Consider the following 14,069-nt stretch of genomic DNA (forward strand, 5'->3'; position numbering starts at 1 on the left):
TGAAATTGATCGGTTGTCTACGCCCAGCAGTTGACTTCGTTCTTCGTTCAGTCACGTTAACCGCGACGGGTCAGAACGGCCGGATGCCCGGCGCGGCTCCAGGCCGACCAGTCGCAGCCTTGCCGTACGGTGCTCCCAGCGACGGCGCGTCGGGGCCCGGCCCCGGGCGTTCGGCGTGGCCCGCCTCCGGCACCGCCTGCATCGCCAGGTACTTGTCGATCCCGTCTTCGATCTCGCGGGGGAAGTGCGGCGTCCGCCCCGCGACCTGGTCCGTGTAGATGCGGAGCATGATCTCGCGGAAGATCGGCAGCGCCGTGCGCCCGCCGGTCTCACTCTCCCCCAGGGGGCGATTGTCGTCGAAGCCGATCCGGACCGCCACGGTGATCCCCGATGTCCCATAGGTAGACCCCACGAACAGCGCATCGCGGAAATCGCTCGTCGTTCCGGTCTTGCCCATCACCTGGATCGGAAAATCGCGGGCGTCGAGACTGTGGGCGGTGCCGTCGGGAAGACGAACCACGCCCCGGAGCCCCTCCTGGATCGAGCGCAGGGCCGCGGATCCGATCGCCCGCGCGCGCCGCGGCGCCTCGTACAGCCCGTCGCCGGAGACGTCGGTCACGCGATCGACGACGTGCGGTTCCGCCAGGACGCCCGAGGCGATGGCGCGATACGCATCCGCCAATTCCAGCAGCCGCACTTCCGACGCTCCCAGTGCCGTGGACAGGTAGGGTTGCAGCGGCGTGTGGATCCCCATCTCGTGGGCGGTTCGGATCACCGAACCTACTCCGATCTTCTGCGTGATCCACACGGCCACGGCGTTGCGCGATTCGGCCAGGGCCTGGCGCATCGGGATCGGGCCTTTGAACTGGTTGTCGTAATTGGCGATCCACTTGATGCCGCCATCGCCTCCGAGCGGGACCTCAATGGGCTCGTCGGGCACCGTGGTGTCGAGGTCGAGACCCGACTCGAACGCGGCCAGGTACACCAGCGGCTTCATCGCGGAGCCCGGCTGGCGCAGCGAGCCGGTGACGCGGTTGTAGTCAGAGTAGCGCGTATCGCGATCTCGATAGACCCGCCGTCCGCCCGCCTCGGCCAGGATTGCCGCGTCCGCGTTGCCGAGCACGACCACCGAACCCTGGATCAACCCCTTCAGTTTGGGGTGCCGCTTCTCGTACAGGGCCAGACCGTGCTCGAGGGCTTCGTTCACGATCGTCTGCACGCGCGCGTCGATGGTCGAGCGGACCACGATCCGCCCCTGGAACAGGTCTTCGACGCCGAAGCGACTCCCGCCATGCTGGGTCAGTTCGTCGAGGACGTGCTCGATCGCCGCCGGAGCGTCGGTCTTGGTCGGGCTGAGAAGGGCGACGTGGATCGGTTCGCCCTGGCAGCGCTTCGCGAGGCTCTCGGGGATGTACCCGTTGCGCGCCATCAGGGCGAGGATCTGGTTGCGGCGATTGACCGGCCGCCGGTTGCCGGGCACCGGAACGTATTCCCGTGGCGACTTGCTGATCGCCGCCAGCAGCGCTGCGTTGCCCGCGTCGTCCGGCGTGTAACTCGACAAGGACTTGCCAAAGTAGTACTCGGATGCGGCGGCGAATCCGTAGCGGCCGTTGCCCAGGTAGATGAAGCTGGCGTAGCGCGCGAAGATCTCGCGCTTGGCCCGCTCCTGCGATCCAAAGCGCCGACGCATCTCTCGCTCGAGCCAGAGCGTCAGGCGCACCTCCTCCATTTTCCGAAGGAGCTTGTTCATGGCGGGGGCTCCGAGGACCACAGAGAGGAGCCGGGGCGGGGCCAGGCCGGCGTGGAAGAGCGCAGCCTGGTCGGTGCGGCTCGTCAGGGTCTGCAGGAAGTAGCCGCGGACCAGTTGCTGCGTGAGCGTCGAACCCCCTTGTGGCAGGAGCAGCCGCAACCCGTGGCCGCCCTTCCACCATTCACCCACGGAGCGCACCGCCGTCTTCTGGATCACCCGCGGCAGCGCACGGTAGTCCACGCCGGAATGGGAGAAGAAGCGCTTGTCCTCGGCGGCGATGATGGCCTGGCGCAGGATGAGCGGCACCTCGTTGTAGCTCACGACCCGGCGGTACTCGCGCGCCAGTTCGATCAGTACCTTGCCGTGAACGTCGCGGACGACGCCGGTGGTGGGGGGCTCGAACCGGATGAACGGCTCGAGGTCTGGCACACCGGAGCGGTCGAAGTACACGTGGTGGACCAGCCATGCCGCCGGGAGCAGAACCAGCGCCACGGGAAGGAGCGCAACGGCGAGGAGCACGACACGACGCCGCCGCGTGGCTGTCAGCCGTGCGGCCAGGCGCCGGACGACGCGCAAGAGCGCAATAATACGGGCTCGCAGCATGTCGTGTGTCCTTCCTGTCCCTGGCCACCGCAGCATGCCGGAGACGATGACGGACGTCTGTTCACTGTTGAACACGCTTGCGCAGCTGCCCCGCATCACAGGGGAGGGGGAGGGCCGGGCCACGCCAGGGCGGCGTACGCCCTGTTCACAAGTGAACAGACGGGACTGAACTCCGCGTCTAGCATGTTGCGGAGGACGAGTGGCGTGACGCTGGCATCAGTGTTACGGGTCGCAAATGTCGGGCAAGCGTCTCTTGACCGCCGAAAAGCGCCGTGCGCGGCTCATCCAGATGCCGTATTCGTAAGGAGGTTAGCAATGTTCTGTGTGATTCGTCGTATGTGTGCCATCGGTACAGCCGCGGTCGTAATGGGGCTGGCGCTGGTATCAGTGGCTGCTGGGCAGGGCACTATTGTGGATGGCGTGCACAACGCCAAGCGGCTCGGTGGGCCGACGGCGTTCTATACGCCACCTTTGAGAACGGCTGCCAACCTGAAGCAGCTGGCGGCGAGAAAGGGCATGGCGGACGACATCCGGACGGTGCTGCGCGAGAGCGGCATTCCGGAAATTGGCGACGCCGTACTGGCGACGCTCGCCGGGGCCACCTCTTCGGTGAGAGGCGGCTTCTGCGACGAGGCGACGCCAGCCGACGGTGTCATCGTGGAATGCGATGTTCAGCCAGGATCGACCCTGCTGTGGATGGCCCTCCGGCCCAAGGGCAACAAGGGAATTCGCACGCCCGGCCGGCTCGAGAGAGTTCGATGGGCTGGCGACAAGCCGTTCAGGGCGTTTCTCTTCCGCGTCACGAACGACTACAAGATCTACACATTCATCTTGCCGATGGTGTGCTCTAACCTGTCGCTCATGTCGATCAAAGAGATCCCGGGTGAGCCGGTCAACGTGTCGGTCGACCGGGTGTGCGATCCGGCGACGGGGAACCTGCGTGCGACGGTGAAAGCCAGCAGCAAGGACCTCGAGCGTGTGCAGCGGGTGAGCGTGGCCATCAACGGCCAACCGGCTGGTGAGCTGACCGCGTCGTCATGGACGTTCACCTCGAACAAGCCCGGCGACTACACGTTCGACGCGACCGATACGAAGGGCAGATCCTATTCCGTGGCGCGGCGAACGATCCGCGTGGAGGTGTGCCCGCCGCCGCCGGCGCCGCAACCCAAGCAGGTGGTCGGGCCGACGTGCAGCCTCGTGTTGTCCGTCATTCCGGCGAAGGGCGGCTACGAGATCAACGTCGATGCGACGAAGAGCTCGACTGGCACGAGCGGTGTTGCTCCCACGGTCACAGTGGACCTGCGTGACGACGCAGGCGTTGCCGTTGGACAGAAGCTGACGCTCGACAGCAGTCTCAACGGGAAGATCACGGTGCGCCGGCACGGCACCTATCGCGGCACCGCCACGGTGACCACGCCGCAGGCCGTCGAGGTCGGCGCCTACCGCTACGAGGGCACCGCCACGTGCGACGCGAGTGTCACGATTGAGAAGCCCGCCGGCCCGTCGGTCTTCTTCGACGTCCTCGGCGGCAAAGAACGCCGCGTGCGCCCGATCGGGGACACGAACATGGAGTTTGCCCAGTGCTCGCCGCTTTTGGGCGTGAAGTTCGGGATCGCGAAGCGATTCAAGAACGACTGGGAGCTGGCCGGGGCCGTCGGCGTCGCGATCAGCCTGGTCACCGATAGCCAGAAGGTGAAGGAGTCGGAGCTCTTCGTCGACGGCGAGTTGAACAAGTACATGTCCGGCGGCGCCTTTGTCGGCACCGGACTCTCCCTCTGGGATCTGACGCGCAGCGCCACGTGGACGCCTGCGTGGCTCCTGCACTTCGGCATCCCGCTGTCGAAAGGCGACAGGCACACGGTGTTCTTCATGGGCGAAGGCCGTCTATTCTTCGACCACATCAGCGATGTCAGCAACAACTACCAGGTGTGGGCTGGCTTGCGGGTGAAATTCGGGCGGTAACGCGCTCCGAATCGGCGGATCACAAAGGCCGGCGGTCCGAAAGGACCGCCGGCTCGCGCGTTCACACGTAAGCGAAAGGACTACCCGTCATGACGTTCACATTGCCGGGACTCATTCTCCTCATCGTCATCGCGGCCGTCTGCGGCGCGATCGGCAAGGCGATCGTCGGAGGCGCTCGGGGAGGGCTCGTCGTGTCGACAGCCCTCGGTTTTATCGGAGCCATCCTTGGGCCCTGGATCGCGACCCAGCTCCGTCTGTCGGAACCCCTCGTGATCCAGATCAGTGGGCATCCCTTCCCGGTGCTGTGGTCGATCATCGGCGCCGCGATCTTTGTCGCGATCATCCACCTGTTCTCCAGACGATAAGTGTTGGTCAATCTCGAGAGCGGGCCACGGAGGACCTCATGAAATCGGTGGGGATATACCTTGCGGGTTACGTCGTCTTAGTGGGCGGGCTCATCGCCGCGCTGTGGAAGCTCGGCGTGCTCGACCGCGTGGGGTCCGCGTGGACGGCGATTGGCATCGTGATCGCGATCGGGCTGGGGATCATGCTGTCGGTCTCAATGGGGAAGACGAAGACGGTCGAGGTGGAAGAGAAGCGCTAGTCCGCCGCGGTGTGCGGTGAGGAGGTTGATATGCGGATCGTCGGAATCGTGCTCCTGGCCGCGGGCATTCTGGCCCTCGTGTACGGCGGGTTCAGCTACACCAAACAGACCCACGACGCCAAGGTGGGTCCCCTGGAGATCTCCGTCAGCGAGAAACAGCAGGTCAACATCCCTGTGTGGGCGGGAGTGGTTCTTGCGGCCGTAGGCGGAGGACTCCTGATCAGCGGAAAGAAATAGTAAGACCGGGCGCCTCGTGCCGCTGCGGGACAGGGCGATTCGCTGCTGATCATGTGGAATGTGTCTTCGATCGAACGCACCGCCGCCGTCCTGCTTGTGGGCGCGATGCTTTCCGTGGCCGAACGTGGAGTGGCTGCGAGTGTGCCGGGGCAGTCCGAAGTCCATGCGTTGCTCGATGTCCCGTACGTGTCTCAGACTCCGGAGCTGTGTGGCGGAGCCGCGGTCGCCATGGTCTTGCGGTATTGGGGCGAGCGCGGTGTCTTTCCCCAGGACTTCGCTCCGCTCGTCGGCGAGGGTGACGGCGGCATTTTCACGAGCGCCCTGACATCCGCGGTTCGCGACAGGGGCTGGCAGGCGTTTGTCGTGCCTGCGGGTGACGACCCCGCCCACACGCGGATCCGATCGGAGATCGATCGGGGCCGGCCCCTCATCGCGCTCATCGAGGTTGGAACCAACACCTACCACTATGTCGTGATCGTGGGCAGCACCGACCAGGAGGTGGTGTTCCATGACCCGGCGCGCGCGCCCTTTCGAGTGCTGCGCTGGGCCGAGTTCGACCGCGCGTGGACGGCCACCAGACGGTGGATGATGCTGGTGCTTCCGCAAAGCGGAATCCGTCCTGGCGACGACGCGGCGCGGGCCACACCGGCGTCGTCAGACGTTGCCGTCCACGCCGACCAGACGCCCTGCAGTGCGCTGGTGGAGCGCGGCGTGCACATGGCGCTCACTGGTGACCGTGAGGGGGCCGAGCAAGGGCTGGTCGCCGGCACACGCCTCTGTCCGAACGACCCGGCCTCGTGGCGGGAGTTGGCGGGGTTGCGATTTTCGCAGTCACGCTGGTCCGAGGCGCAAGACCTGGCGCTCTCTGCCGTTCGTCTCGCGCCAGAAGACGCGTACGCGTGGCAGCTTGTCGCGACCAGTCGATACCTGATGGGCAACGTGATGGGGGCGCTCGACGCCTGGAACCGCACGGGCGAGCCGCGCATCGACACCACCGACATTCACGGCGCCGAGCGGACGCGGCAACCGGTCGTCGTTCGCGCCGCCGGGCTGCAGCCCCGACAGGTGCTGACGGCTGAGGCGTTCGGGCGGGCGCTACGCCGGCTTCGCGATTTGCCGGTCGCCTCGAATGCACGGATGAGGTACGAGCCCATCGATGGCGGGCTCGCCACGCTCGACGTCTTCATCGACGAGCGCAAGGTGGTGCCGAGCGGGTGGATTGCGGCCGCGACCATTGGCACGAGCGCGTGGTTGGTCGGCGAGGTGCGAATCGACGTGGCCGGACCCCTGGGGGCCGGTGAGGTGGAGAGCGCGTTGTGGCGGTGGGCAGCCAAGCGGCCGGCTGTGGCACTCGGTCTGGCGCTTCCATCCCCTCAGTGGCTTCCCGGCATCATCTCGTTCGACGCGTCGTGGGAACGGCAGTCGTACGGTGCGACGCCGTCGTCAAATGACGCCACGCTGGTGCGCGAAGAGCGTCGCCGCGTCGGACTGAACCTGGCCGATTGGTCGACCAGCTGGCTCCGGTGGCAGACCGGCGCCGCCCTGGACCGCTTGCGCGAATACGGCGATCTCGATCAGAACCGCTTCGACGCACGCGACTATCTCGCTCTGGAGAGTACGCTCAACGTCCGTCTGGCCGGCGACCGCCTCGCCGTGGCGGCGTCAGTAGGCTGGTGGGCGCCGTTCGCCGGTGGGAATCGATTTGGTACGGGCGGACTGCTGGCGGCGTGGCGTTCGACCGACGACGCGACCGTTCCGTCCTGGTCCGTGATGACCGAGATCGCCGTCGCCAGCCGTGCGGCGCCGCTCGCTCTGTGGCAAGGCGCCGGCACCGGCCTGGGGCGCAGCGGGCTGCTCCGCGCGCACCCGCTGATCAGCGGCGACGTGATGACAGGGCCGGTCTTTGGCCGCGAAGTGGCGCATGGCTCGCTTGAATACGTGCAGCCCGTGGGACGCGTGCTCGTGGGCGCCGTCTCAATCGCCGGGTTTGTCGACGCCGCGCGGGCGTGGCATCGGCTGAACGGCCTCGATACGTCGCCGCTATACATCGACGCTGGGGTTGGCCTGCGCGTGCGTGCACGAGGCCTCAGCGGCGGCATCCGGATCGACGTCGCACACGGCCTTCGCGACGGGGGCACTACGCTCTCAGCCGGCTGGGCCCCGTGGCCTCGGTGAGTCCTGATCTCATGTGCTGTTTGGAACAGCGTGGCGCCGTCTGGTTCGCTATGCTGACCGACGTCTGGTTCGACCGCCAGACGGTTCGTGTTCTTGGAGGTGTCTATGCGTATCCGAACGACCCTTGTGACCGTTGTCGTGTCCTCGCTCCTGTGGAGCTCGTCAGCCATGGCGCAGCAACGACACGTTGTCGATCCCGCCCAAATGCGTCAGGCCATCGCCGACCAGGCACTGACGGACCAGCAGAATCGTGACGCCGTGATCGGCGTGTTGCAAAGTTCGCAGGTTCGCGACCTGGCCGGCCGCCTCGGGCTGAGCGTCACGCGCGCCGAAGGCGCGGTGTCCACGCTCAATAGCGCGGAGCTGGCGAGTCTGGCCGCATCGGCGCGCATGGCTGACGCCCAGTTGGCAGGTGGGAGCTCCACGATCGTGATCTCGGTGACGACGCTGCTGCTCATCATCATCATCGTCATACTCATCGCCCGCTAGCACCGCACCGCGCGCGCACTCGGGTTCGGCAGACTCACGCCTGGGGCCGACGCGCGGTCGGCCCTTGGCGCCCGGCCACCACGGCCGTCGCGCCTCCGTCGACCAACACGGTGGTGAGCAGGCATGCCCGAAGAGCAAAGCACCCGCCCGACGTCTCGATCCTCGCCCCGGACGCTGAGGATTATCGACCTCGTTCGGCCTCACTGGAAGGCGCTGACGCTGGCGTTCGTCGCCGTCCTGGGCGAGACGCTGACGGCTATTCTCGAGCCGTGGCCTATCAAAGTTGTCGTCGACAACATTCTGCAGTCGAAGCCACTACCGGAGTTCCTGGCCCGCATGGTGACAGGGGTCTTTGGCCACGGCCCGTATGCTCTGCTGAATTTCGCCGTGGCCGCCGTGGCGGGCATTGCCATTGTCGGCGCCGTCAGTGCGTACTTCGACAAGTACCTGACGACCAGCGTGAGTCAGTGGGTGGGACACGACTTGCGCCGGACCATCTACCACCACATCCAGCGGCTGTCGCTCGCCGAGCACGACAAAGCGCGGACCGGCGACATGATCACGCGGGTCACGACCGACATCGAAGTCATCCAGAACTTCATTGAGTCCGCGCTACTCGGCATTCTCGTCAATCTGATGACACTGGCCGGCATGATCGGTGTCATGTTCTACCTCAACTGGCGCTTCACGCTCATCGCGTTGTCGGTGATGCCTGTGCTCTTTGTGGTGGTGTACCGCTACACGGGACGCATCAAGAAGGCCTCACGGGCGGTGCGCACGAAAGAAGGCGAACTGCTGTCGGTCGTGGCGGAAGTGCTGACGTCGATTCGCGTGGTCAAGGCCTTTGCGCGCGAAGACTACGAACAGAAGCGATTCGACTCCGAGAGTCTGGCCAACGTCGAGGCCGGCCTGCAGGCCCGAAGCCTCAAGGCCAAGCTGGCCCCGGTGGTCGAGGTGATCGTCGCGACCGGCACCTGTCTGGTGCTATGGTATGGCGCACGACTCGCCCTGGCCGGCGAACTCAGCGCCGGCGTGCTCATCGTCTTCCTCCTGTACCTGGGCAAGATGTACAAGCCCATGCGCGATCTGTCGAAGATGACCGACACCGTCTCCAAGGCGATGGTCGGCTACGAGCGCCTTCAGGAAGTGCTCGAGATTGAAAGCCTCGTCCGCGACATGCCAGGCGCACGCCGGGCTCCGAAGTTCACCGGCCAGATCGAGTTCAACAAGGTCAGCTTCAGCTATGGAGCCGACAAACCGATCATCAAGGATGTCAGCTTCAAGGTCGAAGCGGGGCAGGTCGCGGCCATTGTCGGTCCGTCAGGGGCGGGGAAGACGACCATCGTGAGCTTGATTCCGCGGTTCTACGATCCGCTGTCAGGACAGGTCGTCCTTCAGGGCGCGGACATTCGGCGGTATCAGTTGAAGTCGCTGCGCGACCAGATGAGTTTTGTCCTGCAGGACACGCTGCTGTTCCGCGCGACGATCTGGGAAAACATCGCGTACGGCAAGCCTGGCGCTCCACTCAGGGAGATCAGGCGCGCGGCCGAACTGGCAAACGCGCACGAGTTCATTGACGCGATGCCCGACGGCTACGACACGATGGTCGGTGAGCGGGGCGTCACGCTCTCGGGCGGTCAACGCCAGCGCATTGCGATTGCCCGCGCCGTCATCCGCGACACCCCGATCCTGATTCTTGATGAACCGACGGCCGGTCTGGACGCCGTCTCTGAACTGGCCGTCATGGAAGCCCTGGACCGGCTGATGCAAGGGCGAACCTCCGTCGTCATCGCCCATCGTCTCGGCACGATCCGCCACGCAAACGTCATCTTCGTCATCAAGGACTGCGAATTGGCCGAACAGGGCACGCACGAAACGCTGATGGCCCAGAACGGCGTGTATGCGGAATTGTACAGAATCCAAACCCCCGACGACGCCACGATCGGCGCAGTTCCACCAGTGGCCGCGCCGCAATGATCGTCACCGGGGAAGGGCCAGAGGACCATGTGACGGTTTATCCCCGAGAACATGTAGCGGAGCCTGGATGTGTAGGAGAACGTACATCCTGTTCAATACAGGACAGCGCGTCGAAACAGGGCTGGCTATCATCACGACCGGGCCGGAGATTATGCTCTCTGGCAACATTGCGCATGGGCCGACGTGACGCCTTCGCGGGTGTGCGTTGAGCCCGAACGAGTCAGGCCGTGCGGATTCACAAGGTGGTGGTTATGAGAAAGACACGATACACACTCGGACTTCTTGGTCTCGTGGTGCTGACGGCGGGCAGCGTGAGCCTCTCGGCACAGCGGGGACAGCAACAACGCAATCGGCCGGCGTTCATCGCGATGTCGGGGACGTACGAACTCGAAACGACGCGTGGTGACAATGCGCAGCGCGCGGCCGACCTGGCCACTCGCAATCTGCCGCAGCCTCAGCGCGACCGCGTCCATCAGAGCCTGCTGAATCGGCTGCAACCCCCGACGACACTCGCGATCGATCGCAACGGACGAACGGTCACGATCAGCTCGTCGAGCGGTCCACGCGCGACGTTCGACGCGGACGGGCGGACGCAAAACGAACCTGGGCGGAACGGACGAATGACGACGACGCGCGCCGAGTTCATCGGCGACCGGCTGTCGGTCTCGACGAGCGGCAACCGCAACACCGACTTCCTCGTGACCTTCGAGCCGCTGAACAACGGTAATGGCTTGCTCGTCACGCGGCGGTTGGACAGTGATGATCTCCGGCAGCCCGTGACCATTCAAAGCTACTACCGACGGGTCGCCAACCAACCGCGATGGGATCTCTACACGCCGGAACCAAGCGTCGCCCCACGGCCCGGACGAGGGCCGTCCACCGTGCCAGACGGCACGCGGATCGTGGCCGTGCTGGACACCTCGCTCAGCACGCGTACATCGCGGAGCGGCGAGCGGTTCTCGATGACCGTGCAGGGCCCGCCGCAGTACCAGGGCGCCCGGATCGACGGTGTCATCGCGCGGATCACGCCGTATGGCCAGGGCCGCAACGCGGATATGCGGGTCGACTTCGATACGATCCGCCTGCGAGACGGCCGGACGGCTGAGTTCGAAGCGGTCCTCAATACCGTGCGCACACCCGGCGGTGTGACCTTGCGGGTCGATGCCTCGGGCGGCGTGCCCGATCCGAACCGCACCAACGCGACCATTCAACAGGGCGCCATCGGCGCAGCCCTCGGAGCGATCATCGGCGCCTTTGCCGGCGGTGGCAAAGGCGCGGCCATCGGCGCAGTGGTTGGTGGCGCCGGCGGCGCGATCCTGGCGCAGGACCGCGAACAATACCTCGACCTGCCTCCAGGAACCCAGGTCACGATCATCGTCACGTCATCGCGCTACCGCACACCGTAGCGACGAGACGCGAGTCACGGCGGGAGCGAGGACCGGAGGAACATGACCATGCGACGAACCGCTTTGAAGTTGTGCGTCATGCTGATGCTGGCCCTGGCGGCCTTGTCGGCCGGCGTCACCGCTCAGAAGAAGGACATCAGCGCCCGGAAGGCCGACGCCGCCACGTTGCCGGAACTGATTTGGCGGGATCCGGGCGACATGGCCTCCCTGGACTTGACGTATGGGGTCGGCGGGAAAGCGCACGCGCCGGATCCGACCGGCACGTTCACGTTCGTCAGCGAGGACACGGCTGGGTCGAGCCCGAAGTTCGAGGTCACCGACGGGCAGGACGTCTTGTGGAAGGTCAAGCTGGGGCAGGAGGCGAAGCCGGAAACGGCGGCGACGCGGTTCCTGTGGGCGGCCGGCTACTTTGTCGACGAGGACTACTACATGGCCGAGCTCACGGTAAAGGGGCTGCCGACCTTGCAGCGTGGCCAGGAATTTGTGTCCTCCGGCGGCATCGTCCACGGCGCCCGCCTCGAACGGAAGCCGAAAACTGTCAAGAAGCTTGGGGACTGGGACTGGTTCGACAATCCGTTTCTCGGACAGCGGGAGCTGAACGGCCTGCGCGTGATGATGTCGCTCTTGAACAACTGGGACCTGAAGCAGGTCAACAACGCCATCTACGTGGTGGACGGCGAGCGCCATTACGCGATCAGCGATGCCGGCGCCACGTTCGGGCACACGGGCAACGCGATGCAGCGATCCAGGGGCGTGCCCAAGGACTATGAAGGCTCGAAGTTCATCGCGAAGGTCCATCCGGAATTCATTGACTTCGAGCTCAACAGCCGCCCCTTCTTCCTGTTTGTTGTCGCGGTCTCCAACTACCGTGAACGCACCAAGATGGAAAAGATCACCCAAGACATCCCACGCGCCGACGCGAAATGGCTGGGGCGGAGGCTGTCGATGTTGACCGACGGCCAGATCCGCGACGGTTTCCGCGCCGCCGGGTATGGGACTGGCGACGTCGAGACGCTGACCAGGACCGTCCGGCAACGGATTGCGGCACTCGAGGCCCTGTGATCACCTGGAGGCCGCGCAAGGCTGGTAGGCCGGCGACGGGGGAGACTCGGTCGTGAGGCTCATCATCGAGCCCGCCGACGGTGTCGCGCCGTTGCTCTCCGCGATCAAGCGCGCCACGCAGAGCGTGGAGATTGCCATTTTCCGCCTCGATCGCAAGGACATCGAGCTGGCGCTCAAGGCGGCAGCCGCGAAGGGCGTCCGGGTGACCGCGCTCATTGCCTTTGCCAACCGCGGCGGCGAACAACGCTTGCGCCAGCTCGAACTGCGCTTCCTCGATGCCGGGATCATTGTGGCGCGCACGGCCGGCGACCTCACCCGGTACCACGGCAAGTACATCCTGATCGATCGCCGCGTCCTGTACGTCCTCTCGTTCAACTTCACGCGTCTCGATATCGATCACAGCCGGGGATTTGGCGTCGTCACCAGCCAGGCGAACTGCCTTCAGGAAGCGGCGAAGCTGTTCAAGGCTGACTGCACGCGGACCCGGTACGCGCCGAAGGTCGAGACGTTTGTCGTGAGCCCGGCGAACTCCCGGCACGTCCTCGGCACGTTCCTGAAGCAAGCGAAGAAGCAACTGCTGATCTACGACCCCAAGATCTCGGACCGGGAGATGCTGCGAATCCTCCAGGAGCGAGCGAAGGCGGGCGTGGAGGTCAAGGTCATCGGCCAGGTGTCGGGACGGCCCTCGTTCGAGGTGCAGAAGCTGGCGGGTACGCGGCTCCACACGCGCACGATTATCCGCGACCGGCACCAGGCTTTCATCGGCAGCCAGAGCCTTCGCACGGCCGAACTGGAGTCGCGCCGTGAAGTGGGCCTCATCGTTCAGGACCCGAAGGTCGTGAAGAAGCTTATCGACACATTCGAGGCCGACTGGACCAGGACGAGTACCAAGAGCGTGCCGATTCCATCAGACGCCGTGGACGCGCCGATCGAGAAGCCGGCGGGTGCGTCCCCCAAGGAAGTCGCGAAGGCGGTTGGGGTCTTCACGCACGAGCTGCAGTCGCTCGCCACCACCGTGAAGAAGGCGGTGAGGCAGGCGGTGGTCAAGGCCGGGGAGGACGTGCTCCACGACAAGGGTGTCAAGGACACGATGAAGCAAGTCGTCAAGCAGGCGGTGAAAGAGGCTGTCAAGGACGCGGTTCACGAGGCTCAAGAAGCCCTGCCGCCAAGGAGCGTCGAATGAGCACGAAGCGTTGGATTCGATCTCGAGGGGTGTCAGGGCTCGTGGCCCTCTCCCTGTGCGTCGCCGCCCCCCGGATGCTCGCGGGCCAGGGTGCCGTGCCGACCAAGGAACAGGCCGCCGATGCGGCGGCCTTCAAGGAGTTTTCTGTCCGCGTGCAGGCGTACGTCAAGCTGCAGAAGACGGTCGAGTCGAAGCTTCCCGCCCTGAAGCCCACGGATCTGCCGGAAATGATCACGGCGCATCAACAGGCCCTGGCGAGAAAGATCCGGGAGGCGCGGCCGAAGGCGAAGCCGGGCGACGTTTTCACGGACGCGGCCCGCGAGGCGTTTCGCCACGTCAGCCGTACCGCGCTCGGGGGGCCGCGCTCGGCCCAGTCACGCGGGTACATGCGGCCGGACGGGCCCAACCCGAACATGCGCCTGGCGGTGAACGGGATCTACCCGGACACCGAGCCGATCACGGCCCCCCCGCCCGAGCTGTTGGCGGCATTTCCGCCGCTGCCCGTCGAGGTCGCCTACCGCGTCGTGGGCCGGACACTGATCGTGATGGACGTGAAATCGCGTCTGATCGTCGACGTCGCTCGCGAAATCCTTCCCCAGGCACCATAGGAACTGGACACAC

12 protein-coding genes are annotated in these 14,069 nt (G+C 65.5%); 11 read left to right on the plus strand and 1 reads right to left on the minus strand.

The window, feature by feature from the left end; genetic code table 11:
* Positions 1-70: 70 nt before the first annotated feature.
* Positions 71-2,353, minus strand: a complete 2,283-nt coding sequence (locus tag NT151_06045) for a transglycosylase domain-containing protein (GenBank protein ID MCX6538481.1) — start codon at positions 2,351-2,353, stop codon at positions 71-73.
* Positions 2,354-2,689: 336 nt separating this feature from the next.
* On the opposite strand from NT151_06045, the gene NT151_06050 reads away from it, so the two are divergent.
* From NT151_06050 to NT151_06100, 11 genes are all read left to right on the plus strand, one after another.
* Entirely contained in the window at positions 2,690-4,315 is a 1,626-nt protein-coding gene (locus NT151_06050) for a hypothetical protein (GenBank protein ID MCX6538482.1), read from the plus strand.
* Positions 4,316-4,404: 89 nt separating this feature from the next.
* Positions 4,405-4,680: a GlsB/YeaQ/YmgE family stress response membrane protein gene (locus tag NT151_06055; protein MCX6538483.1), complete on the plus strand. Its 276-nt coding sequence runs from the start codon at positions 4,405-4,407 to the stop codon at positions 4,678-4,680.
* Positions 4,681-4,718: 38 nt separating this feature from the next.
* Complete coding sequence (locus NT151_06060; protein MCX6538484.1) at positions 4,719-4,919, plus strand: hypothetical protein; 201 nt, start codon at positions 4,719-4,721, stop codon at positions 4,917-4,919.
* A 30-nt stretch (positions 4,920-4,949) separates the two neighbouring features.
* Positions 4,950-5,156, plus strand: coding sequence for a hypothetical protein (locus NT151_06065; protein MCX6538485.1), 207 nt, complete (start codon positions 4,950-4,952; stop codon positions 5,154-5,156).
* Positions 5,157-5,207: 51 nt separating this feature from the next.
* Positions 5,208-7,331, plus strand: coding sequence for a C39 family peptidase (locus NT151_06070; GenBank protein MCX6538486.1), 2,124 nt, complete (start codon positions 5,208-5,210; stop codon positions 7,329-7,331).
* A 105-nt stretch (positions 7,332-7,436) separates the two neighbouring features.
* On the plus strand, positions 7,437-7,820 hold the full coding sequence (locus NT151_06075) for a hypothetical protein (protein ID MCX6538487.1): 384 nt from the start codon (positions 7,437-7,439) through the stop codon (positions 7,818-7,820).
* A gap of 123 nt (positions 7,821-7,943) precedes the next feature.
* The gene (locus NT151_06080; protein MCX6538488.1) at positions 7,944-9,797 is read left to right on the plus strand and encodes an ABC transporter ATP-binding protein; all 1,854 of its coding nucleotides are present in this window, start codon (positions 7,944-7,946) and stop codon (positions 9,795-9,797) included.
* Between the two features lie 251 nt (positions 9,798-10,048).
* On the plus strand, positions 10,049-11,203 hold the full coding sequence (locus NT151_06085) for a glycine zipper domain-containing protein (GenBank protein MCX6538489.1): 1,155 nt from the start codon (positions 10,049-10,051) through the stop codon (positions 11,201-11,203).
* A gap of 48 nt (positions 11,204-11,251) precedes the next feature.
* Positions 11,252-12,265, plus strand: a complete 1,014-nt coding sequence (locus NT151_06090; protein MCX6538490.1) for a hypothetical protein — start codon at positions 11,252-11,254, stop codon at positions 12,263-12,265.
* 52 nt (positions 12,266-12,317) lie between these two features.
* Positions 12,318-13,448: a phospholipase D-like domain-containing protein gene (locus tag NT151_06095; protein ID MCX6538491.1), complete on the plus strand. Its 1,131-nt coding sequence runs from the start codon at positions 12,318-12,320 to the stop codon at positions 13,446-13,448.
* Positions 13,445-14,056, plus strand: coding sequence for a hypothetical protein (locus tag NT151_06100; GenBank protein ID MCX6538492.1), 612 nt, complete (start codon positions 13,445-13,447; stop codon positions 14,054-14,056). The genes NT151_06095 and NT151_06100 overlap by 4 nt, the downstream gene beginning before the upstream one ends.
* The last annotated feature ends 13 nt before the right edge of the window (positions 14,057-14,069 follow it).

It is taken from the genome of Acidobacteriota bacterium (genome assembly GCA_026393675.1).
Taxonomy (GTDB): domain Bacteria; phylum Acidobacteriota; class Vicinamibacteria; order Vicinamibacterales; family JAKQTR01; genus JBAXOX01.

Excerpts from the sequence above, each read along its gene's own strand:
- NT151_06045 (MCX6538481.1), bottom strand. The coding sequence starts at position 2,353 with ATGCTGCGAGCCCGTATTATTGCGCTCTTGCGCGTCGTCCGGCGCCTG.
- NT151_06050 (MCX6538482.1), top strand. The coding sequence starts at position 2,690 with ATGTGTGCCATCGGTACAGCCGCGGTCGTAATGGGGCTGGCGCTGGTA.
- NT151_06055 (MCX6538483.1), top strand. The coding sequence starts at position 4,405 with ATGACGTTCACATTGCCGGGACTCATTCTCCTCATCGTCATCGCGGCC.
- NT151_06060 (MCX6538484.1), top strand. The coding sequence starts at position 4,719 with ATGAAATCGGTGGGGATATACCTTGCGGGTTACGTCGTCTTAGTGGGC.
- NT151_06065 (MCX6538485.1), top strand. The coding sequence starts at position 4,950 with ATGCGGATCGTCGGAATCGTGCTCCTGGCCGCGGGCATTCTGGCCCTC.
- NT151_06070 (MCX6538486.1), top strand. The coding sequence starts at position 5,208 with ATGTGGAATGTGTCTTCGATCGAACGCACCGCCGCCGTCCTGCTTGTG.
- NT151_06075 (MCX6538487.1), top strand. The coding sequence starts at position 7,437 with ATGCGTATCCGAACGACCCTTGTGACCGTTGTCGTGTCCTCGCTCCTG.
- NT151_06080 (MCX6538488.1), top strand. The coding sequence starts at position 7,944 with ATGCCCGAAGAGCAAAGCACCCGCCCGACGTCTCGATCCTCGCCCCGG.
- NT151_06085 (MCX6538489.1), top strand. The coding sequence starts at position 10,049 with ATGAGAAAGACACGATACACACTCGGACTTCTTGGTCTCGTGGTGCTG.
- NT151_06090 (MCX6538490.1), top strand. The coding sequence starts at position 11,252 with ATGCGACGAACCGCTTTGAAGTTGTGCGTCATGCTGATGCTGGCCCTG.
- NT151_06100 (MCX6538492.1), top strand. The coding sequence starts at position 13,445 with ATGAGCACGAAGCGTTGGATTCGATCTCGAGGGGTGTCAGGGCTCGTG.